This is a genomic window from Mycobacterium sp. 134, assembly GCF_048282715.1.
Classification (GTDB): Bacteria; Actinomycetota; Actinomycetes; order Mycobacteriales; family Mycobacteriaceae; genus Mycobacterium; species Mycobacterium septicum.
This window is the reverse complement of the sequence record NZ_JBLVUN010000008.1, coordinates 2,651,464-2,671,969: the sequence shown is the minus strand read 5'-3', so window position 1 is coordinate 2,671,969 and position 20,506 is coordinate 2,651,464. Positions and strand designations below refer to the sequence as shown.

Genomic DNA, 20,506 nt, shown 5'->3' with positions numbered 1-20,506 from the left:
GCACGTACACGCGTATTCGACTACTCGAAACGCACACGGATCAGCGACGCCGGATCGAGTAGCCCACTACTCATGTCATTTCCGCCTCCGTGAATAACAATCATGTACCGGGAGGCAGAAACGCATTCCGGCCGGAGGGAAACGAACGAATGGTGACCACGGCGAGACGGGCCCCAGCGTTCATCGCCGCTGCCCGGTCCCGCTCCCGATGGGTGACGGTCACGTTCGCGGCCCGGATCGCCCAGTACGTCGATCAGTCGGTGGGCTGGGCACGGCTTCCCAAGGCCATCGGCCTGGCCGTGCTGATCGGGCTGCGACACCAGCTGCGAACGTCGAATCTGTATGCCGCCGAACCCGCCCCGATGCCGCCAACGGGACCCGTCGACATCGGCAACTACCTGGGCGCCCGAACCCGGGACGGTTCCTACAACGACCTGAGTGACCCCAGGATGGGTGCGGTGGGGTGCCGCTTCGGACGCAACGTCCCACCCGACCACTCGTATCCGGAATCCGCCCAGCGGCTGCTCGATCCCAACCCGCGACTGGTCAGCCGCTCACTGCTGACCCGGGACAGCTTCCAGCCCGCGACGACGCTCAATCTCCTGGCCGCGGCGTGGATTCAGTTCGAGGTGCACGATTGGTTCGCCCACGGCTCGGTCCCCACCCAGCCCTGGGTCGTGCCGCTGCGCGACGACGATCCGTGGCCCGAACGGCCGATGCGGGTCGAGCGCACCCCGCCTGATCCCCACCCCAGCCCGGCGGGGCCGCCCACCTTCGTCACACAGGAATCGCACTGGTGGGACGCCTCCCAGATCTACGGGACCACACCGGCATTCGCCAGCGCCCTGCGCGCACCCGAGCACGGCAAGCTGCGAATCGACGACTCGGGCCTGCCGCCACCCGAGGTCGAGGCGACCGCGGACCTGACCGGCACCGCCGGAAACTTCTGGGTGGGTCTGGCCCTGCTGCACTCACTGTTCATGCGTGAGCACAACGCCATCTGCGACCACCTGGCCCGGGCGTACCCCTACCTGACCAGCCAACAGCTCTACGACAAGGCACGCCTGGTCAATTCCGCATTGATGGCCAAGATCCACACCGTCGACTGGACTCCGGCGATCATCGCCCACCCGACAACGGTGACGGCCATGCGCGTCAACTGGTTCGGGCTGCTCGGCGAGCGCTCGGGCCCCCGGCTCCGGCGAAGCTTCGGGCCCATCAGCCGCAGCCCGCTGCTGTACGGCATCCCCGGCTCACCCACCGCACATCACGGCGTGCCGTACTCGTTGACCGAGGAGTTCGTGGCGGTGTACCGGATGCACCCACTGATTCCCGACGAGTTCACATTCCGCTCGCTGGCCGACGACAGCGTCACCGCACAGCACGAACTACCCGAGCTTTCGGTGCTCAATGTGCGTGCCCGGCTGGCCGAAAGCCCGATGGCCGACCTGTTGTACTCCTTCGGTCGCGCCCATCCCGGGGCGTTGTCGCTGCACAATTTCCCGCGGCACCTGCAGCACATGCATCGCGTCGACGGCACCCTGATGGATCTGGCCACCATCGACCTGATCCGGTGCCGGGAACGGGGCGTACCGCGCTACAACGAGTTCCGGGAGCTGTTCCGGCTCAAGCGGGTCAAGACGTTCGAGGAGCTGACCGGCGAGACCGAGCTGGCCGCCGAGCTGCGCGAGGTCTACGACGACGACGTCGACCTCGTCGACCTGGTGATCGGCCTGTACGCCGAGCCCAAACCGCCCGGATTCGGCTTCAGCGACACCGCATTCCGGGTCTTCATCCTGATGGCCACCCGCCGGCTGGAAAGCGATCGCTTCTTCACCGCCGACTTCCGTGAGGAGACCTACACCGTCGCCGGCATGAAGTGGGTCCGGGACAACGACATGCGCTCGGTGTTGTTGCGCCACTTCCCCGAGCTTGCGCCGGCCCTGGCCGGTGTGACCAACCCGTTCGCCCCGTGGAATGTCGTAGTCCCCCGCTGAACCCGAAAGGCACCCGCATGACCGAAGCCATGGCCCCCGCCGACGTACGTCGGATCGTCGCGAGCCTCGACCCGGTTCGCTACCGCGACGATCTCGAGCAACCCAAGCCCGGCGAGGCCAAGGACATCGAGAAGATCGTCAAGGCACTGCACAAGAACAACGAACGGGCCTACAAGAAGTTCAAACATGGCCTGCGTGACGCGCATGCCAAGAGCCACGCCATCCTGCGCGGCGAGCTCATCGTCAATCCGGACCTACCCGAGGTGCTCTCCCAGGGAATGTTCGCGCAAGCGCGCAGCTACCCGGTGATCGCCCGCATCTCGACCACTTCGGGGGTACTGCGCAGCGACAGGAATCGCGGCGTGCGCGGACTCGGCATCAAGGCCATCGGCGTGCACGGCGAGCGCGCGATGAAGGACCCGGAGGATGCAAGGAACGTCACGCAGGACTTCGTGCTCGTCACCCACGAGGAGTTCCTGTTCGCCGACGCTCACGCGTACCGCAAGCTGGGGATGCTGAGCGCCACCCTGCTGGCCCGGTTGTCCGACCGTGCGTTGTGGGTCGGCAGCGAACTGCTCGGCGGGCTGCAGAAGATCGGCCTCAAGCTACCGGACAATCTGGCCGTGTTCGTCGCACCCAACCGCCCGATCCTGGGCGAGACGTTCTACTCCTCGGCCCCCATTCGGTACGGCGACTACGTGGCCCGCTTCAAGTACGAACCGACCTCGCCCGAACTCAAAGCGCTTGTCGGCCAGAATCTTCCGAAAAATCCCGGACAGGACGAGCACCGTGATCTGATCATGACGTTCTTCGAAAAGCACTCCGCGGAGTACACATTCAGCGTGCAACTGTGTCTCGACAAGGAGAAGATGCCGATCGAGGACGCCACGAGACCCTGGAAGTCATCGCCGTACCTGCCGGTGGCCAAAGTGGTGTACCCCAAGCAGAACCCGTACAGCGCACTGCGCCGCGCCTATGGCGACGACGTGCTGTCCTTCAACTCATGGCGAGGCCTGGAGGCACACCGGCCCCTGGGATCCATCAACCGGCTGAAGCTCAAGGTGTACGAGGCATCGAGCAACTTCCGGCACTCGATGAACCGCATCGCCCGGCACGAGCCCTCCGACATCGCCGAACTTCCGGACTGATCCAGCGAACGGGAAATACTTGCAATGGGAAGAACATTCGCCGCCACCCCCGACAAACACCGCCCCATCGACCCCCTGTTCGGCAGCGATCCGGCCCCGGTGCCCCTAGACTCAGGATTCATGCCTGGTCAGTGGCAGCTTTTGGACCGGCCCGCCGAGCACGAGGCCATTCGGGCCGCCCTCAGCGGGACGGACAGCTGCGGAGTCGTCCTCGTCGGAGCCGCAGGAGTCGGCAAGACCACGTTGGCGCGCACCGTCACCGCGTCGTTGAGCCGCAAGGTGCACTGGACGGCGTGCACCGAATCGTCTCGGAGCATCCCGCTCGGCGCCTTCGCCCACTGGGTGTCGTCGTCGGGATCGCGAGACCCGATCGCCCTCATCGGATCCGCACGCGAATCCCTTGTGGCCGATGGTGACACCATCGTCGGGATCGACGATGCGCATCTGCTGGACCAGTTGTCGGCGACACTGCTGCACCAGATCGCCGTGGAACGCTCCGGCCACGTGGTGGCCACGGTACGCACCGGCGAGCCGGTACCCGACGCCGTCACCTCGCTGTGGAAAGACGGCTACCTGCAGCGCTTCGAACTCAGCCCGTTCACCAAGCAGCAGAGCATCGCCCTCATCGAAACCGTGCTCGGCGGAACCCTGGAAGGGCTCAGCGCCGACGTGATGTGGGAGACCTCGGGCGGCAACCCACTGTTCCTGCGCAACATGGTCGAGGGCGCCGTCGACGCGGGCACCTTGACCAAGGTCAACGGGGTGTGGCAGTTCCGCGGCCCCACCGTCATTCCGTCCGGGCTGGTGGAACTGCTCGACGAGCGGCTGGCGCACGCCGGTGACGATGTACTGCACGCGCTGAAACTGCTGGCACTGTGCGAACCCCTGGACATCGATGCCCTGGCCGAATTGGCCGGGGAGGACGCGGTGGATGCGGCCGAGATGCGCGGCCTGATCCGGATCGTCGCCGACGACGGTCAGATCAACGTTCGTTTCAGCCACCCACTGTTCGGCGAGGCGGTGCGCAGGCGGGTCGGCACCGCGTCGGCCCGCAAGTTGCGGGGCCGGATCGCCAAGATCCTGCACGAACGCAACCTCGACTCGCCCGCCAGCCGAATCAAGTTGGCTGAGTTGGCCATCGAGAGCGACCAGGGCACCGACATCGAACTGCTGATCACGGCCGCCAAGGACGCGGTGTTCCTGTCCAACCTTCCGCTCGGCGAGAAACTGGCCCGTGCGGCCTTCGCCCACGGCGGTGGCCTGAGCGCAGCCGCACTGCTGTCCCGGGCGCTGTTGTGGCAGGGCCACCCGGTCCAGGCCGACGCCATCCTCGAGCAGTTCTCCCCTGCCGACCTCAATGAGATGGAGCTCGTGCAGTGGGGCATTCCCCGGCTGTCCAACCTCTTCTGGTCCATGGGCGATGTGGGGCGCGCGGATCAGGTCCTGGCTCTTCTGCGGGAACGAGTCACCCATCCCATCCTGAAGCTGATCGTCGATGCGACCGGTGCGGGCATGGCCGTTCACCGGAACAAAATCCCCGAGGGCCTGGAGATCGCCGAACGGGTGCTGGCAAACCCTGAGGCGCCCCGGCAGGCCGTGGATTTCGCGGCGTTCGCGGCCGGCCTGTCGATGCCGTTGATCGGTCGCGGCAACGATTTCCTGCCGATCGCATCGCGGTGCCGCACCGAGCGCAAGACCACCGACGGCATGGTCCGGATCATGGTGTTCTACGGCGAGGTGCTGGCTCTGGCCTACACCGGCCGGTTGGATCTGGCCCAGCAGCGGGCCACCGAGTACGCCGAGTTCTCCTCGGCCGGCCAATTCGCCGGCTGGGCCATCGCCAAGATCATGGAAGGCGTGGCGGCCACGCACAGCGGCCGCTTCCGTGACGCCATCCTGGCGATCGAACAGGCCCTGGCGGCACTGAACGCCGAGAGCTCCCTGCCCTGGCAGCTGCCCGGCCGGTTGCTGCTGGCCCGCGCCTACGCCGGGGTGGGCAACCCCGCCGAGGCAGAGCGGGTACTCGAGGACGCCAAGGAGCACTCGGGTGAGTTCATGGCGCTGCACGAACCCCTTCGGATGCTCGCCAAGGCCTGGCTGGCCGCCGCCAAAGGCGGGCACCGGTCGGCCATCGACCAGGCCCGGGCGGCCGCCGATGCGGCCCACTCGTCGGGTCAGTTCGCGGTCGAGGCCGAGGCCCTGCACAGCGCGGCACGCTTCGGCGACCGCAGCGTGACCCGTCGTCTGCAGGACCTGGTCGAGCGGACGGAGGGACCGCTGCCCGCCCTGTACGCCCGGCACGCCGCAGCCGTGGCGGCCGCCGACCCGGTCGAACTGGACAAGGTGGCCACCGCCTTCGAGGAAGCCGGCCTGCTGCTGTCTGCCGCCGACTCGGCCGCCCAGGCGGTGCCGCTGCACGACAAGGCCGGACATCGCCGCAACAGCACCGAATCCGCTGCTCACGCACTGCAATTGGCGTCGAAGTGCGGCGGTGCCGCCACCCCGGCGATTCGATCGGCCGCCCGCCCGCTGCCGGTGACGGCGCGCGAACGCGAGGTAGCCGGGCTGGTTGCGCAGGGGCTGTCGAACCGCGACATCGCCGAACGGCTCACCGTCTCGGTCCGCACCGTGGAGGGTCACATCTATCGGGCCTGCATCAAGCTCGGCGTGGCCGACCGCGATGAACTCGCCAAGATCGTGTGGAACGACTTGGCCCAATGACGCGAGCTCGATAGACCCAGCTCAGTAGACGTCGCGCACGTATCGCTTCTGGGCCACCAGTTCCCGCTTGTAGTCGCGCGCGGCGTCCTCGGACATCCCGCCGTGGGTGCGCAGGATCGTGGTCAGCGTCGTGTCCACGTCCTTGGCCATCCGGGCGGCGTCACCGCAGACGTAGAAGTGGGCGCCGTCGTCCAGCCAGCGCCACACCTCGGCACCGCGGTCGAGCATCTTGTGCTGCACGTACACCCGGTCGGCCTGATCACGGGAGAACGCCAGGTCCAGCCGGCTCAAGAAGCCGTCCTCGACCATGTCCTCCAGATCGTCGCGATAGTAGAAGTTCTCGCTGCGGTGCTGATCCCCGAAGAACAACCAGTTGCGGCCGCCGTGCCCCAGCGCCCGTCGCTCCTGCAGGAATCCCCGGAAGGGCGCCACGCCGGTGCCCGGGCCGACCATGATCATCGGCGTGCCCGCATCCTCGGGCGGCCGGAAATGCGGTGAGCGTTGCAGAAACACCGGCGCGGCAGCGGCCCGGTCTGCCAGGAACGTGGAACACACCCCGCCCCTGGCCGAGCCGCCGGCCCCGCGGTAACGCACCACCGACACCGTCAGCTGGACCTCGTGCGGACTGACCAGCGAGCTCGACGAGATCGAGTAGTTGCGCGGGGTCAATCGGACCAGAACCTCTTGCCACTGTTCGGGTTCGGCGCGCACCGCGAACTCGCTTACGACGTCGAGACCATTGCGGTTGCGCAGCCAATTACTGCGCCGCTCCCCCGAATTACGCAAGATCTTGGCCGCGGACTTGTCGGCGCAGGAGTCCGCGACGAACCGCAGCAGGTCCGGCGTCACCCGGCAGATGTCGTAGGAGGAGATGAGCGCATCGCGCAGCGACTGCTCGACACCGTCGACCTCGATCACCGAGTTCGGGTTGAGCGCGGTGGCCGCAAGCCAGGAGTCGACCACGGCCGGATCGTTGCTGGCATAGACACCAAGCGAATCACCGACCGAATAGCTCACGTCGTACTCGGAGATGTCGAAGCCGAACTGGCGGACCTCCTTGGCCGCGCTCGCCGTCGTCAGCAGCTCGTTGCGCGCCAGCACGGCCAGAATCGGCTTGGCCCTGGTGAATTCGTCGGGTTCGGTAGGGATGACGGTGCGGGTGGCGCCGCCGGCGATGGCAGGGACGGGCGTGGCACCGGCAAGCGCCGTGGTGACCGAATCGGCCCAGACCCGCAACGGCTCGTCATCGTAGGCCTCGCAGTCGGCGCGCTCGAGCAGCTTGGTGGCACCCAGATCGGCCAGCCGCTGGTCCAGGGATTTGGCATGCCCGCAGAAGTTGTCGTAGGACTTGTCACCGATGCCGAGCACCGCATAGCGAACCCCGTGCAGCTGCGGGGCGTCCGGGGCCTGCAGCCGGCTCCAGAAGTCCGCGCCGTTGTCCGGTGGGCCACCATCGCCGAATGTGCTGGTGACCACCAGGATGTCGCGGGCGGCAGCCAGGTCGGCCAGCGCGAGGTCATCCATGTTGACCAACGAAGCACCGTCGATGCGGCCCGCCAGCCCGGCCGCGAACTCCTCGGCGGTGCCGGTCTGTGAAGCCCACAACACCAGCGGCCCGCCTGGCACCGAAAGCTCGCTCGGCGCGCCGTCGCCGGCCCGCGAGTAGCGTCCGGCCAGCACCCCGTCCACCCACAGCCGCACCTTGTTACTGATCGGCGCCACGTCCGGAAGTACCGGCACTCCCACGGGATCTTCCGGAAGGCCGGTGAAAAATCCAGCCAGATAGATCTTTTCGTCCTGGCTCAGGGCCGGCTTGTGCACGGCACTCAATCCCATTTCCGCGGCCAGCGGATGCAGCGCCGGGGTTCCGTCGAGCGACCGGACCGGACGCAGGCTGACCGCGCACACCTTGAACTCGGGCTGCAACGAGTCCGGGTCGACGGCGTCGTTGGTCACGGCGTTCACGGTCAGGTACTCACCGTGTTCGTCGTTCCAGTGAAACGGCGCAAAACAGTTGCCGGGCCGCACCCGGTCCGACAGCACGGCGGGGAGCACCGCGCGCCCCCGCCGGGACGTCAGCTCGACCGGTTGTCCCTCCACGATGTCGAGTTCCAGGGCGTCCAACGGGTGGATTTCGACGAACGGCGCAGGATTGAGCTTGTTGAGCTTGTCTACCTTGCCGGTCTTCGTCATGGTGTGCCATTGATGTTGCAGCCGACCGGTGTTGAGCACCATCGGATAGTCGTCATCGGGCAGCTCCGCGGCATCCATGTGCGGCCAGGGCATGGAAGATGGCCCGCCGCGACGGCGTCGCGAAGGCCAGCCGGGGCCGGTGACCGTCGGCGTCGACGAACAACTCCTGACTGATGCCGTCGTTGAGGTAGCGGACCGGGTGCCGGTCGTCCTCCCCTCCGGGACCGTCGACCGGTGGAACCGGCCACTGCAGAGGGCTCTGGCGCAGCCTCTCGTAGTCGGCGCCGCGCAGGTCATATCCGGTCTTCGGGTTGGCGAACCCACGGATCTCGGCGAAGACCTCTTCTGCGGACTGGTAATCGAAGTGTTCGGCGAACCCCAGATGCGCGGCCACCTCGCAAATCAGCTGCCAGTCCGGCCGGGCCTGCCCCAGCGGAGCGAGCGACGGGGACAGCAGGGTCAGGTTTCGTTCCGAATTGACCATGACGCCTTCGGATTCCGCCCACAACGCGGCGGGCAACAGGATGTCCGCGTAATGATTGGTGGCCGTGGACCGGTAGGCATCCTGGACGACGACCAGCTCGGCGGCCTCCAGACCGTTGATCACCGTCTTGCGGTTGGCGACGCTGGCAACAGGATTCGTGCAGATGATCCAGCAGGCCTTGATCAAGCCCTGCTCCATCTGCTCGAACATGCCGATGGTGCCGGGACCGACCTCGGAGCGGATGGTGCCGGGCGCAAGCCCCCACCGGGTTTCGACGAACGCCCGGTCATCGGCTGCGAACACCGCCCGCTGGCCGGGCAGACCCGGCCCCATGTACCCCATCTCACGGCCGCCCATGGCGTTGGGCTGACCGGTCAACGACATCGGCCCGCTACCCGGACGGCAGATGGCGCCGGTCGCCAGGTGCAGATTGCAGATCGCATTGGTGTTCCAGGTGCCGTGCGTGCTCTGGTTGAGCCCCATGGTCCAGCAACTCATCCACTCCCCGGCCTCGGCGATCATCGCTGCGGCAGTGCGGATGTCGGATTCGGGGATGCCGGTGATCTCGGCGACCCGGTCCGGTGGGTAGTCGGCGAGAAGTTCCAGTACGACGGGCCACCCTTCGGTGTGCTCGGCGATGAACTCATGGTCGATGTCGCCGCTCTCCACCAACAGGTGCAACAGGCCGTTGAGCAGGGCCAGATCGGTTCCCGGGTTGATCTGCAGGAACAGGTCGGCACGTTCGGCGGTCGCGTTGCGGCGCGGGTCCACCACGATCAGCTTGGCGCCGGCTTTGAGTCGATCGGCCATGCGCAGGAACAGGATCGGATGACAGTCGGCCATGTTGGCACCGGTGACGAAGAACAGGTCGGCCCGGTCGAAATCGGTGTAGGAACCCGGCGGCCCGTCGGAGCCGAGTGACTGTTTGAAACCCGTGCCCGCACTCGCCATGCACAACCGGGAATTCGATTCGATGTGCACGGTACGCAGGAAACCCTTGGCGAGCTTGGTGGCCAGGTACTGCGCCTCCAGCGTCATCTGTCCGGACACATACAGGGCGACGGCGTCGGGGCCGTGCTCGTCGACGATGGCCCGCAACCGGCGCCCCGCCTCGGCTACCGCGTCGTCCACCGGTGTCGGCAGCAGTTCATCGGCACGCGTGGGACGCAGCAAAGCGGATGTGAGCCGGTCGTCGTCGGCGGCCATCATCTCGGCGTGCATCGCCCCCTTGGTGCACAGCCGGCCGAAATTCGTGGGGTGCAGCTTGTCGCCGCTCACCCGGGCGATCACCGTGCGGCCGTCATCGACCCTGGTAGTGACCTCGATACCGCAGCCGACGCCACAGTACGAACACGCAGTCCGGTGTGTCTTGTCCGGGACCGAACCCGGGGCCGCGCCGTCCGCCATGCCCCCATCGTGCGGTGGGGGTGTTGTCGGATCTTTCCAGCGACGTTATCGCCACGAAAACTGATCCTCACCGCGCGAAGATGCCCCGTGTGAGGAGAAAACTCCCAGTTCAGAGCGTATTAGTGGTGCTCGGGTTTGACCGCAAGAACCGGTTTGGGGCATTCCAGCAGCAATTGTTGCGACACGCTGCCCAGCAACAGCTTGCCCACCGGGCTGCGGTGCCGAATACCGATCACCAGCAACTCCGCGTCGGCCGCATCCATCGCATCGAGCAGTTCGGTGGCCGCGTCGACCCCCACCGGCTGGCGCAACTCGAACGGCACGCCGCTCTCCCGTAGCCGTTCCTCGACATCGTGAACCTGACCGGAGCGGGCGAACCGGGAATCCACATAGGCCTCGCCCGAGGTCGCGTTGATCACCAGCAGGCTGGTGCCCCGCAGGGCGGCCTCGGCGATGGCGTGCTCGACAGCGGCAATGCCGAAGGCGTCCGCGGTGTAGCCGACGACAATCATGGGTTCTCCTCGCGCAAGCGCTCGCCGGTTGTCATGCCTGGGTCGCCTTCTCCTGCTGATCCGCATCATCCTCGACGATCAACAGCGTCTCCTCACTGCGGTGCATCAGCTTGAGCACCAACGGCATCAACAACAGGATGGCCATGAGCACATAGGTGACGATCGCGACGGGCTCGGTGAACAGGCTGGTCCAGTCGCCGCCGCCGAGCTGCAGACTCTGACGCAGTTGCCGTTCGATGCGAGGGCCCAGGATCACCCCGATGATCAACGGCAGCACCGGCAATCCGAATCGGCGCATCATCAAACCGAGCAGCCCGAACACCAGCAGCAGGACCAGATCCAAGGGTTGCACGTTGACGGCGAACGCCCCCAGCGTGGCGAAGAACAGGATGCCCGCGTACAGGTACGGCCGTGGCGTGCGGAGCAGCTTGGCCCACAGCGGCGCAAGCGGCAGGTTGAGCACCAGCAGCAGGAAGTTGCCGATGAACAGGCTGGCGATCAAGGTCCAGATCAGCAGCGGTTCCTTCTCGAAAAGCGTTGGCCCGGGCTGAATCCCATAGGACACGAACGCCGTCAGCATCACCGCGGCGGTGGCGTTGGTGGGCAGCCCGAGCGACAGCATCGGCACCAGGGTGCCCGCCGCCGAGGCGTTGTTGGCCGCCTCGGGTCCGGCCACACCCTCGATGGCGCCCTTGCCGAACTCCTCGGGGTGCTTGGAGAGCCGCTTCTCGGTGATGTAGGACAGGAACGTCGGCAACTCGGCACCACCGGCGGGCAGTGCGCCGAACGGGAACCCGTAGGCGGTGCCACGCAGCCACGGTTTCCATGACCGGCCGAAATCCTCGCCGCTCATCCACGGCCGCCCCACCGGAATCACGTCGGCGGGCCTGCGACGCAAATGCGCCGCCACCCACAGCGCCTCGCCGAGTGCGAAGATCGCCACCGCGATCACCACGATGTCGATGCCGTCGGACAACTGGGGCAGGCCGAAGGTGGCGCGCGGCTGGCCGGTGAGGAAGTCGATACCGACCACGCCGATCGCCAGGCCGAGGAACAGCGAGATCGCACCGCGCAGCTTGGAGGAGCCGAGCACGGCGGTGACCGCGACCAGTGCGAACAGCATGATGGCCAGGTAGGACGGCGCGCCGAGGGTCACCGCGAACCGCGAGATCGGCGGCGCGAAGGCGGCCAGTAGGGCGGTGCCGATCGCGCCCGCGACGAAGGAGCCGATCGCGGCGGTGGCCAGCGCCTGCGCGGCCCGGCCGGCCTTGGCCATCTTGTTGCCCTCGATCGCGGTGATCACCGACGAGGATTCACCCGGGGTGTTCAGCAGGATCGAGGTCGTCGACCCGCCGTACATCCCGCCGTAGAAGATCCCGGCGAACATGATGAAGGCGGCGCTGGGGCTGACGTTGTAGGTGACCGGTAGCAGCAGTGCCACCGTCATGGCCGGGCCGATTCCCGGCAGCACACCGACCGCGGTACCCAGCAGCACGCCGATCACGGCGTACATCAGGTTCATCGGGGTCGCGGCCTCGGCGAACCCCTGAAGCAACCATTCGAAGTTACCCATTTACAGAATCCCGTCCAGAATGCCTGCGGGCAGCGGGATTCCGAGCCCGGAGTAGAACGCGTAGAAGCTCGCCACCGACAGCACCGCGCCGATCGCGAGGTTCCGGATGTAGTGGCGATTGCCGAGAATCGTTGCCGCCCCGGCGAACAGCAGTGCACCGGTGATGGCCCAACCCAACGGCTTGACCAGGACGATCACCAGCACGAACAGTCCGACCAGCAGTCCGACCGTGCGCCAGTCCCCCGGCATGTTCGGGTCGACGTCCTCACCGGCGTCCGCCTCACCGACCGATCCGCGCGGTATCGCGATCGCCAGGATCATCGCGAGAACGATCAGGATGATCCCGATCCCGAGCGGAAATGCCCGCGGCCCAACGGGGTCCACCTTGGCGAACCCGCCGGTCAAGGTGAGCGCGTCATAGATCAGGAATCCGCCCACGGCCACCAGGACCGCACAGACCAGATACTGAGCCTTGTCGACCTTCACAACAACCCCAATTCGCTCAGCGTCGTCGAGACGCGCTTGTCCTGATCGCGCAGGAATTGTTCGAAGTCCGCGCCGGTGCTGAACGCGTCACTCCAGCCGTTCTTGACCAGCGCGTCGCGCCACTGCTGGGTGCCGTGCAGATCGGTCAGGGCGCGCACCATGGCATCCCTGGCCTCACCGGAAATTCCTGGCGGCGCGAGTATTCCGCGCCAGTTGGTGAACGTGAGGTCGATACCGGCCTCGGTCAGGGTGGGCGCATCGACCCCGTCGACGCGTTTGGCCCCCGACACCGCCAGCACCCGGACCTGGCCGGCCTCGATCTGGTCGACGAATTCGCCGAGTCCGGTGGTGCCCGCCGCGATCTTCTTGCCCAGCAGGGCCGTCAGCAGGTCACCGCCGCCGTCGTAGGTGATGTAGTTGACCTTGCGCGGGTCGACTCCGACCGCGCGCGCGGTTTCCATCGGGAACAGGTGATCCGGTCCGCCCGGCGACGATCCGCCACCGATCGTGACCTTGGCCGGATCGGCCTTCCACGCCGCGACCAGATCGCCGATGGTGCGGAACGGCGAATCCCCGGGCACCAGAATGCCTTCCTGCTCCTCGACCATCTTGGCCAGTGCGGTGGCGTCCGAGGCGCGCGCCGAGGAGCCGTTGGTGTACACGGCTCCCACCACGCCGAGCCCCATCATCATCATGAGGTCGTCGTTGCCCTTTTCGTTCATCAGCCGGGCCATCGCGACAGTGCCGCCGGCCCCGATGACGTTGAATACCTCGATGCGGCCAGTGATGTCGCTGTCTTCCATGATCTTCACCGCAGTGCGCGCCGTCAGGTCGTAGCCGCCACCCGGACTGTTGGGCACCATCATGCGCAGTCTGTGCAGGCCGCGGGATTGATCGCCGCGGGTGACACCGCACGCCGTCACCAGCAGCAGTGCGACCACGGCCACCATCAGCGCGGCACCTAGACGTCGAAACCTCATGTTCAGCAATACTGGACCCACGACGTGACGTAGGTCACCCATTCGGACGCAAAGGAAGTTTTGTTCGTTGAGTTCACTGGTCGGGCGTTCATCACCGTCCGCGCGGGCTCGGTCCCTACGGGGCGGCAGCCTGGCCGGTCGCTTCCTCGTGTTCCAGCTGCTGGTGGTCGCGGTGGTACTGATCGCGGTGGCCGCGGTGTCGGTGACGCAATCCACCCGCGAGTTCCGCGATGTGCGCGGGCAGCGAATGATCGCGGTCGCCGAGAACGTGGCGTCCACGCCGATCGTCCGAGACCGGTACGACGACCCGTTCGCCGCCCAGGTCCTGGCCCCCGAGGTCGACCGCGCGGTGGCACTGTCGGGCGCCGAGCTGGCCGAGATCACCGATCCGGCCGGGGTTGTGCGAGTGTCGTCGGATCCCGCCCGCGTCGGGCAACGACTCGACCTCGGCACCACCCGGGCCGACGAAGGCCGCGCCTGGTCCGGCGACACCGACGTCGACGGCACGCATCGCCTGGTGGGACAGGTGCCCATTCTGTCCGCCGACGGGGCGGTGCTCGCGATCGTCTCGGTCAGCGAGCGCTACCCGTCCGTGTGGCAGTTGTTGGGCGGTGCCGGCGAACGGCTGCTGATCTACCTGGGACTGGGCGCGACGCTCGGCATGCTCGCATCGTGGTTGTTGTCGCGCCGCATCACCCGCCACACCCGCGGCCTGGACATCGCCGAGATCGCCAGCCTGGCCGATCACCGGGAAGCGCTGCTACACAGCATCCGCGAGGGCGTGGTGGCGGTGAACAACGAGGGAGTCATCACGGTGGTCAACGACAGCGCATCCGATCTGCTCGGTATCAGCGCGGATGCGGTGGGCCGCCGTGCCGACGAGGTCGGACTGGAGCCGGCCGTGGTGGCATTCCTGTTGTCCGGCGGGGGAACTCGCGCCGACGATTCGGATGTGGTGATCACCACCCGCACCCGGGTGCTGGCGCTCAACCGCCGTGCGGCACGCAGCCAGGGCCAGCGCATCGGTACGGTGACCACCATGCGCGACAGCACCGAGCTCGCCGCACTACAGGCACAACTGTCTTCACACCGCAGCGTGACCGATACGCTGCGGGCCCAGACCCACGAGTTCTCCAATCAGCTGCATACCATCTCCGGGCTGGTCCAGCTGGGCGAGTTCGATGCGGTGCGCGATCTGGTGGGCACCCTGACCCGGCGTCGTGCCGAGATCAACGAGGCTGTCACCCAACATGTTTCCGATCCCGCGGTGGCGGCACTGCTGATCGCCAAGACATCTCTGGCCGCCGAGAGCGGGGTCGCCCTCGCCCTGACCGGCGACAGCCACCTCAGCGCGCTCGACCCGGCCCTGGCGACCGACGTGATCACGCTGCTGGGCAATCTGATCGACAACGCCGTCGATGTGTCCGTCGGCTCGGTGGCGGCGCAGGTGACGGTCCGCATCGACGACTCGGCCGGGCTGCTGCTGGCCGTCTCGGATTCGGGACCCGGTGTGCCCGAACATCTTCGGGAGTCCATCTTCTCCCGCGGCGTCACGTCCAAGGCCCACGTGCCCGGCGGCAGGGGCATCGGACTGGCCCTGGTACGCCTGGTGACCGCCCAGCACGGCGGCGACGTCGAAGTCACCGACACCCCCGGCGGCGGCGCCCTGTTCGTGGTGCGGCTCCATGCGTGACGTACTGGTCGTCGACGACGACTTCATGGTCGCCGAGATACATCGCCGCTTCGTCGACCGCGTCGACGGGTACCGCGCGGTGTCCGTGGCGCGCAACGGAACCGAGGCCCTGGCAGCAGCCGCCGATCTCCGTCCCGACCTCATCCTGCTCGATGTCTACCTGCCGGACATGACCGGATTGGAGGTGCTGCGACGTCTCCGTGCCGACGGCAACCCCGTCGGCGTCATCATGGTCACAGCCGCCCGCGAACTCGACACGGTACGCGGCGCGTTGGACGGCGGCGCCGCCGACTACCTGATCAAACCATTCGATTTCGATCAGCTGCAGGCGAAACTGGCGGCCTTCGCCGCGCGTGCCGAGGCGCTGGCGGCGGCAGGCGGTGCGGATCAATCGACCATCGACGCGCTGTTCGGCGCCCCGGCTGCCGTGATGCCCAAGGGGCTCGGAACGGAAACCGGCCGGCTGGTCATGGACGCGGTGCGTACGGCAGGCGAAGTATCTGCCACGGAATGCGCTGAGCTGGTGGGCATTTCACGCGTCAGCGCACGGCGCTACCTGGAGCACTACCTGAGCACCGGGGCGCTGGAGCTGCGTCTGCAGTACGGCGCGGGCCGGCCCGCGCGACGCTACCGGGCCCGTTGAGGTGCCCTCTCTGCGCCGAAACTACGGGTTATGCCCAGAATTCGGCATTCCGCATCAACAACCGTAGTCTCGGCGCGGGCAGAACTGGGGTAGCACGCTACTCACGACCCGCAGGGGTCGAAGAGACCAGCATCGATATCAACAGGTTCTGGCCCGATCACGCGGAGGCTGTCATGACCCTGGTAACCGATGCTGCCCTTCCCACGCTGGACTACGAGAACGAGACCGACCCGGAGGAAGTGCACCGCCTGATCGCCGCGGCCCGCGCCCGGTCCCCGATCGCGATGGGCCCGCACGGTCCGGAGCTGCTGAGCTACGACCTTGTCCGCGCCGCGCTGCGCGACGCGCGCTTCGAGGTCCCCAGAGGCATGTTCCTGGCCGCACAGGGAATCACCTCCGGTCCGCTGTGGGACCGCGCGAACAGCAGTCTGCTGGGTGTCGACGCCGAATCACACACGCGGCTGCGGCGTCTGATCGCCAAGGCGTTCGCACCCCGTAACGCCGAGAGACTGCGCGAAACCTGCATCGACGTCGTCACGGAACTCACCGACCCGCACCTGTCCGCAGGGCGCTGCGATGTGGTGGCCGATATCGCGGTGCAGTATCCGATCCCGGTGATCTGCGCGCTGCTCGGGGCTCCGCGTCAGGACTGGCATCTGTTCTCCCGTTGGGCCGATGACATCTTCAAGATGTTCAGCTGGAATCTCGGCGACCACGCCGACGCGGTCGAAGCGGCCTGGGTGCAGCTCGACGACTACGTCGATGCCATGGTGGTGCGCCGGAACTCCACCCTCACCGACGACCTGCTCTCCGATCTGATCCGGGCCGAGGTGGACGGAGACCGGCTCACTCACTCCGAACTGTTGATGCTGGCCGGCGGAGTGCTACTGGCCGGCACCGACACCACCCGCAACCAGCTCGCGGCGGCCGTCCAGGTGCTCTGCGACTACCCCGAGCAATGGCTGTTGCTGGCCGAGAATCCTGATATGGCACCGCTTTTCGTCGATGAACTGCTGCGCCACACCCCCATCGCCCTGAGCAGCGTGCGGATTGCCCGCGAGAATGTCGAACTGGCCGGGCTCACCATCCCGGCCGGGACCCACGTGGCGGTGAACTTCGCTGCGGCCAACCGCGATCCACAGGTGTATGACGATCCGGAGAGTTTCGACGTCAACCGGATCGGACCGCCGCCAATGCTGACGTTCGGCGGCGGTCTGCACTACTGCCTCGGCGTCCACCTGGCCCGGGTCGAGCTCACCGAGGCGTTGCGCGTGCTGACCGGGAAGCTGCACAACCCGCACTGCGTCGGCCGCGCCCGGTGGAAGCCGATGACCGGGATCACCGGGCCGGCATCACTGCCCGTGACCTTCGAAGCGGCCTGAAGGTCCAAAAACTGGACCTGAAGTGCGATCGTCTCCGGTGGGCGAAATAATGACGGCGTGACACCGAAGGTTCTGTTCCTGCGCAACGACCGCACGGCCACCGAGGCCATGCTGGCCGACGTCTTCTCCGGGTGCGGATTCGACATCGACACGTTCGATGTCGTCTCGCCCGAGCGGGACGACAGCCCCGCCGGCCAGGTGACCTTCCCCGACCCGATCGATTACGACGTGATCGTTCCGCTCGGCGCCCGCTGGGCGGTCTACGACGAACCCCTGGTCAGCAGCTGGGTCGGTGCCGAGATGGCCATGGTGCGTCGCGCCGTCGAGTCCGGGGTCGGCGTGCTCGGCGTGTGCTTCGGCGGACAGCTCATCGCGCAGGCCCTCGGCGGATCGGTCAGCAGATCGCCGGTGCCCGAGATCGGGTGGTACGACGTGGTCACCGACGATGAGGGGCTGGTCCCGGGTGGCCGGTGGTTCCAGTGGCATTTCGACCGCTGGACACTTCCGCCCGGCGCCACCGAGATCGCCCGGACGCCCGATGCCTCACAGGCATTCGTCCTGGGCACGGCGCTGGCACTGCAGTTCCACCCCGAGCTCGATTCCGAGCTGCTGGAAGTCTGGTTGGCCCACGACCGCGACGGCGACGCGGCCGGAATCGGGCGCACCCACGACGAATTACGCTTGCAAACAAAGGAACTCACCGAAGACGCGGCCGCCCGGCTGAACACGCTGGTCCGCGGATTCCTGAACCGGGTGGTCCGGGCGCAGCCGTCGACGTAGGCTGACATCAGCCGGCGAAACTCTCCGTGGCCGGCGACAGCGCTGATGAATGCCTGGGGTCTGCGAGCGAGCAGAGAACGCATCTACCAGGACCGCCACGAAGCGGGCCGGGTCCTGGCTGAACAGCTGGTGTCCTACCGGGATCAACCCGACGTCCTCGTTTTGGGCCTGGCCCGGGGCGGAGTCCCGATCGCCTGGGAAGTCGCCTCCCACCTGCACGCACCGCTGGATGTCTTCGTGGTCCGCAAGCTGGGCGTGCCGCAGTGGCAGGAACTCGCCATGGGCGCGGTGGCCTCCGGCGGCGGCTTGGTGATCAACGACGGCCTGGTGGATCGCCTCGGCATCGACCAGGACACCATCCTCGAGACGATCCGGCGCGAGACCGCCGAAATCGAGCGCCGGGAACAGGCCTATCGCGGAGGACGACCCGCACCCGACCTGTCCGGCCGGACGGTGATCCTGGTCGACGACGGCATCGCCACCGGCGCCACCATGCTGGCCGCGGTCCGCGCCGTGCGGGCGGCCCGGCGGGTCGTGGTGGCCGTGCCGGTCGGGCCACCGACCCTGAGCAGCCAACTACGGGATGAGGCCGACGACGTCGTGTGCGCCAGTACCCCGCCCCAGTTCGACGCGGTGGGTCAGGCGTTCGTGGATTTCCACCAGGTCAGCGACGACGAGGTTCGCCATCTGCTGGACGAGCCCACCACGGAGCCGGGCGAGAGTTAGTTCTTGTACTTCTCGGTGGAATCGTCGGCCTCGACGTCGACGTCTGCGGCGTCGGACTCCACGGCGACATCTGATTCGGGCTCGGCGACCAAATCGTCGGGATAGTCCACCGGCGCATCCACCGCGTCGAAGGTCTCGGTTGTTTCGGTGGCGTCGGCTTCACTCGTATCCGAGGCCGCGACGGCGTCGTGGCCGTCGCCGGCCTTGGAACCGCGCGAGCGTTCCCGCAATGCATCGACGATCAGCAGCAGCACGCCGATCACGCTGGCACCGATACAGACCCAGGCGATCAACTCATTGCTGGTGACCACCGCGGTCACCAGCGCGGCCAGGCCGATGACGGCAAGCACGAGCGCAATGATCAACATCGTTCAACCCTAAGTGTGGTGGCCCGGGATCGGGCCGGTTCACGACAGTGTGAGGAAGTCAGTCTTGTCGGCTAGTTGTTGCCGCGGTTGAACTGGCTGAAACCACCGGCCGAGTCGTTGTTGGCGCTGGAATCCACCGGTGCGGCCGAACCGCGCTGGCCCAGCTCTTCGAGCTGAGACTCCAGGTAGGTCTTCAGACGCGTCCGGTACTCACGCTCGAACGTCCGCAGCTGCTCCAGGCGGCCCTCCAGGACCGTGCGCTGCTGGTTGATCGTGCCCATGATCTCGGAGTGCTTGCGCTCGGCGTCGGCCTGCAGGGCGTCGGCCTTCTCCTGGGCCTGACGCAGCTGGGTCTCCGAGCGGGTCTGCGCGTCGGCCAGCATGGCATCGGCACGGGTGCGGGCCTCCGAGACCGTGGTCTCGGCGGTCTTGCGGGCGTCGCTGACCATGGCGTCGGCCTGGGCCCGGGCATCCGAGAGCAGCTTCTCCGACTCGGCCTTGGCCGTGGAGGTCAGACGATCGGCGGTGTCCTGCGCCAGGCTGAGCACCCGGGCGGCGCGTACGGCGGTGTCCTCGCTGGGCGGCGCGGCAGGGGCAACCGGCGCCGGCGGGGCCTCGTACACCGGCTGGGGCGCCGGGGTCGGCTCGGGCTCCGGCTCGTAGAGCGGGATCGACTGGGTGGACTGGGCGCCACCGCCGGCCCGCGCCGATGCCAGCTCCTGATCGAGCTCGGACACTCGCTGCCGGAGATCGGCGTTCTCCTCGATGAGCCGAGTCAGCTCGTTCTCAACCAGATCGAGAAAGGCATCGACCTCGTCCTCGTTGTAGCCACGTTTGCCGATGGGCGGCTTGCTGAACGCGACGTTATGGACGTCCGCTGGTGTGAGCGGCATTGTCTGCCCCCTTGAAGTCTTGGACCGTCAACCGATCTCAAAGTGTAAAGCCTTGCTTGATCGCAACTGGAGTCCATCCTGTCACACCAGACCCGGCGGTTGCAGTGGAGGCCTATTTTTAAGAACGAATTTCAATCTTCTTACGCAATTGTGGACCATTCGGCAAACGTCGAGATCGCCTCTCCCCCGCCGCTCGCGTCCACCGTCTACATCGCCGCGTTGAACGCCAGCTGCATCCCGATGAACGCCGCGAGGAGCAGCACCATGATCGACAGGTCGAAGCGCACGGCGCCTATCGTGAGCTGGGGAATGAGCCGCCTCAGTAGTTTTACCGGCGGATCGGTCACGGTCATGATGACCTCCAGCACGACGACGGTCAGACCCTTGGGGTGCCAGTCGCGGCTGAACGACCGGATGAACTCGACGACGACGCGCGCGATGAGCAGCAGCCAGAAGATGAACAGCGCGAAACCGAGAATTTCGAAGAACAGCGACAACTGAGCCGACCTCACTACAGCAG

17 protein-coding genes are annotated in these 20,506 nt (G+C 66.9%); 8 read left to right on the top strand and 9 right to left on the bottom strand.

Annotated features, from left to right (window positions below; all coding sequences use genetic code 11):
* Window positions 1-149 precede the first annotated feature (149 nt).
* The 3 genes from ACNQVK_RS17500 (at window position 150) to ACNQVK_RS17490 (ending at window position 5,866) form a co-directional block, all read left to right on the top strand.
* On the top strand, window positions 150-1,997 hold the full coding sequence (locus tag ACNQVK_RS17500; protein WP_418030511.1) for a peroxidase family protein: 1,848 nt from the start codon (window positions 150-152) through the stop codon (window positions 1,995-1,997).
* 17 nt (window positions 1,998-2,014) lie between these two features.
* The gene (locus tag ACNQVK_RS17495) at window positions 2,015-3,145 is read left to right on the top strand and encodes a catalase family protein (protein WP_418030510.1); all 1,131 of its coding nucleotides are present in this window, start codon (window positions 2,015-2,017) and stop codon (window positions 3,143-3,145) included.
* A 120-nt stretch (window positions 3,146-3,265) separates the two neighbouring features.
* Window positions 3,266-5,866, top strand: a complete 2,601-nt coding sequence (locus tag ACNQVK_RS17490) for a LuxR C-terminal-related transcriptional regulator (RefSeq protein ID WP_418030509.1) — start codon at window positions 3,266-3,268, stop codon at window positions 5,864-5,866.
* A gap of 21 nt (window positions 5,867-5,887) precedes the next feature.
* Here the strand turns inward: ACNQVK_RS17490 and ACNQVK_RS17485 are convergent, their stop codons facing one another.
* The 6 genes from ACNQVK_RS17485 to ACNQVK_RS17460 all read right to left on the bottom strand — a co-directional run bounded on the left by ACNQVK_RS17485 (window position 5,888) and on the right by ACNQVK_RS17460 (window position 13,501).
* Window positions 5,888-8,059 (bottom strand): molybdopterin dinucleotide binding domain-containing protein, encoded by a 2,172-nt coding sequence (locus ACNQVK_RS17485; protein ID WP_418034196.1) that lies wholly within the window; start codon window positions 8,057-8,059, stop codon window positions 5,888-5,890.
* 52 nt (window positions 8,060-8,111) lie between these two features.
* On the bottom strand, window positions 8,112-9,950 hold the full coding sequence (locus tag ACNQVK_RS17480) for a molybdopterin-dependent oxidoreductase (RefSeq protein ID WP_418030508.1): 1,839 nt from the start codon (window positions 9,948-9,950) through the stop codon (window positions 8,112-8,114).
* Between the two features lie 119 nt (window positions 9,951-10,069).
* On the bottom strand, window positions 10,070-10,462 hold the full coding sequence (locus ACNQVK_RS17475; protein ID WP_418030507.1) for a universal stress protein: 393 nt from the start codon (window positions 10,460-10,462) through the stop codon (window positions 10,070-10,072).
* Between the two features lie 31 nt (window positions 10,463-10,493).
* Window positions 10,494-12,035 (bottom strand): tripartite tricarboxylate transporter permease, encoded by a 1,542-nt coding sequence (locus ACNQVK_RS17470; protein WP_418030506.1) that lies wholly within the window; start codon window positions 12,033-12,035, stop codon window positions 10,494-10,496.
* Window positions 12,036-12,521, bottom strand: a complete 486-nt coding sequence (locus tag ACNQVK_RS17465) for a tripartite tricarboxylate transporter TctB family protein (protein ID WP_418030505.1) — start codon at window positions 12,519-12,521, stop codon at window positions 12,036-12,038. It abuts the gene before it with no gap.
* Window positions 12,518-13,501: a Bug family tripartite tricarboxylate transporter substrate binding protein gene (locus tag ACNQVK_RS17460; protein WP_418030504.1), complete on the bottom strand. Its 984-nt coding sequence runs from the start codon at window positions 13,499-13,501 to the stop codon at window positions 12,518-12,520. The genes ACNQVK_RS17465 and ACNQVK_RS17460 overlap by 4 nt, the downstream gene beginning before the upstream one ends.
* Window positions 13,502-13,568: 67 nt before the next feature.
* Between ACNQVK_RS17460 and ACNQVK_RS17455 the strand changes: the two genes are divergently transcribed.
* The 5 genes from ACNQVK_RS17455 to ACNQVK_RS17435 all read left to right on the top strand — a co-directional run bounded on the left by ACNQVK_RS17455 (window position 13,569) and on the right by ACNQVK_RS17435 (window position 18,725).
* Window positions 13,569-15,194, top strand: coding sequence for an ATP-binding protein (locus tag ACNQVK_RS17455; RefSeq protein WP_418030503.1), 1,626 nt, complete (start codon window positions 13,569-13,571; stop codon window positions 15,192-15,194).
* Window positions 15,187-15,837, top strand: a complete 651-nt coding sequence (locus ACNQVK_RS17450) for a response regulator (protein ID WP_418030502.1) — start codon at window positions 15,187-15,189, stop codon at window positions 15,835-15,837. Before ACNQVK_RS17455 ends, ACNQVK_RS17450 begins: the two co-directional genes overlap by 8 nt.
* Window positions 15,838-16,010: 173 nt before the next feature.
* Window positions 16,011-17,219 carry a cytochrome P450 gene (locus ACNQVK_RS17445; protein WP_418030501.1) on the top strand — a complete coding sequence of 403 codons (1,209 nt, stop codon included), beginning with the start codon at window positions 16,011-16,013 and terminating at the stop codon, window positions 17,217-17,219.
* 57 nt (window positions 17,220-17,276) lie between these two features.
* Window positions 17,277-17,999 carry a type 1 glutamine amidotransferase gene (locus ACNQVK_RS17440; RefSeq protein WP_418030500.1) on the top strand — a complete coding sequence of 241 codons (723 nt, stop codon included), beginning with the start codon at window positions 17,277-17,279 and terminating at the stop codon, window positions 17,997-17,999.
* Window positions 18,000-18,044: 45 nt separating this feature from the next.
* A complete protein-coding gene (locus ACNQVK_RS17435) occupies window positions 18,045-18,725 on the top strand; it encodes a phosphoribosyltransferase (RefSeq protein ID WP_418030499.1) in 681 nt (226 codons plus the stop codon).
* Here the strand turns inward: ACNQVK_RS17435 and ACNQVK_RS17430 are convergent.
* From ACNQVK_RS17430 to ACNQVK_RS17420, 3 genes are all read right to left on the bottom strand, one after another.
* Window positions 18,722-19,093 (bottom strand): hypothetical protein, encoded by a 372-nt coding sequence (locus ACNQVK_RS17430; protein WP_418030498.1) that lies wholly within the window; start codon window positions 19,091-19,093, stop codon window positions 18,722-18,724. The genes ACNQVK_RS17435 and ACNQVK_RS17430 overlap by 4 nt on opposite strands.
* 71 nt (window positions 19,094-19,164) lie before the next feature.
* Window positions 19,165-19,986 (bottom strand): DivIVA domain-containing protein, encoded by an 822-nt coding sequence (locus ACNQVK_RS17425; protein ID WP_090431189.1) that lies wholly within the window; start codon window positions 19,984-19,986, stop codon window positions 19,165-19,167.
* Between the two features lie 206 nt (window positions 19,987-20,192).
* A complete protein-coding gene (locus tag ACNQVK_RS17420; protein ID WP_029108797.1) occupies window positions 20,193-20,483 on the bottom strand; it encodes a YggT family protein in 291 nt (96 codons plus the stop codon).
* Window positions 20,484-20,506: the final 23 nt, after the last annotated feature.

Excerpts from the sequence above, each read along its gene's own strand:
- ACNQVK_RS17495 (WP_418030510.1), top strand. The coding sequence starts at position 2,015 with ATGACCGAAGCCATGGCCCCCGCCGACGTACGTCGGATCGTCGCGAGC.
- ACNQVK_RS17445 (WP_418030501.1), top strand. The coding sequence starts at position 16,011 with ATGACCCTGGTAACCGATGCTGCCCTTCCCACGCTGGACTACGAGAAC.
- ACNQVK_RS17450 (WP_418030502.1), top strand. The coding sequence starts at position 15,187 with ATGCGTGACGTACTGGTCGTCGACGACGACTTCATGGTCGCCGAGATA.
- ACNQVK_RS17485 (WP_418034196.1), bottom strand. The coding sequence starts at position 8,059 with ATGACGAAGACCGGCAAGGTAGACAAGCTCAACAAGCTCAATCCTGCG.
- ACNQVK_RS17460 (WP_418030504.1), bottom strand. The coding sequence starts at position 13,501 with ATGAGGTTTCGACGTCTAGGTGCCGCGCTGATGGTGGCCGTGGTCGCA.
- ACNQVK_RS17500 (WP_418030511.1), top strand. The coding sequence starts at position 150 with ATGGTGACCACGGCGAGACGGGCCCCAGCGTTCATCGCCGCTGCCCGG.
- ACNQVK_RS17470 (WP_418030506.1), bottom strand. The coding sequence starts at position 12,035 with ATGGGTAACTTCGAATGGTTGCTTCAGGGGTTCGCCGAGGCCGCGACC.
- ACNQVK_RS17475 (WP_418030507.1), bottom strand. The coding sequence starts at position 10,462 with ATGATTGTCGTCGGCTACACCGCGGACGCCTTCGGCATTGCCGCTGTC.
- ACNQVK_RS17435 (WP_418030499.1), top strand. The coding sequence starts at position 18,045 with ATGAATGCCTGGGGTCTGCGAGCGAGCAGAGAACGCATCTACCAGGAC.
- ACNQVK_RS17430 (WP_418030498.1), bottom strand. The coding sequence starts at position 19,093 with ATGTTGATCATTGCGCTCGTGCTTGCCGTCATCGGCCTGGCCGCGCTG.
- ACNQVK_RS17480 (WP_418030508.1), bottom strand. The coding sequence starts at position 9,950 with ATGGCGGACGGCGCGGCCCCGGGTTCGGTCCCGGACAAGACACACCGG.
- ACNQVK_RS17490 (WP_418030509.1), top strand. The coding sequence starts at position 3,266 with ATGCCTGGTCAGTGGCAGCTTTTGGACCGGCCCGCCGAGCACGAGGCC.
- ACNQVK_RS17425 (WP_090431189.1), bottom strand. The coding sequence starts at position 19,986 with ATGCCGCTCACACCAGCGGACGTCCATAACGTCGCGTTCAGCAAGCCG.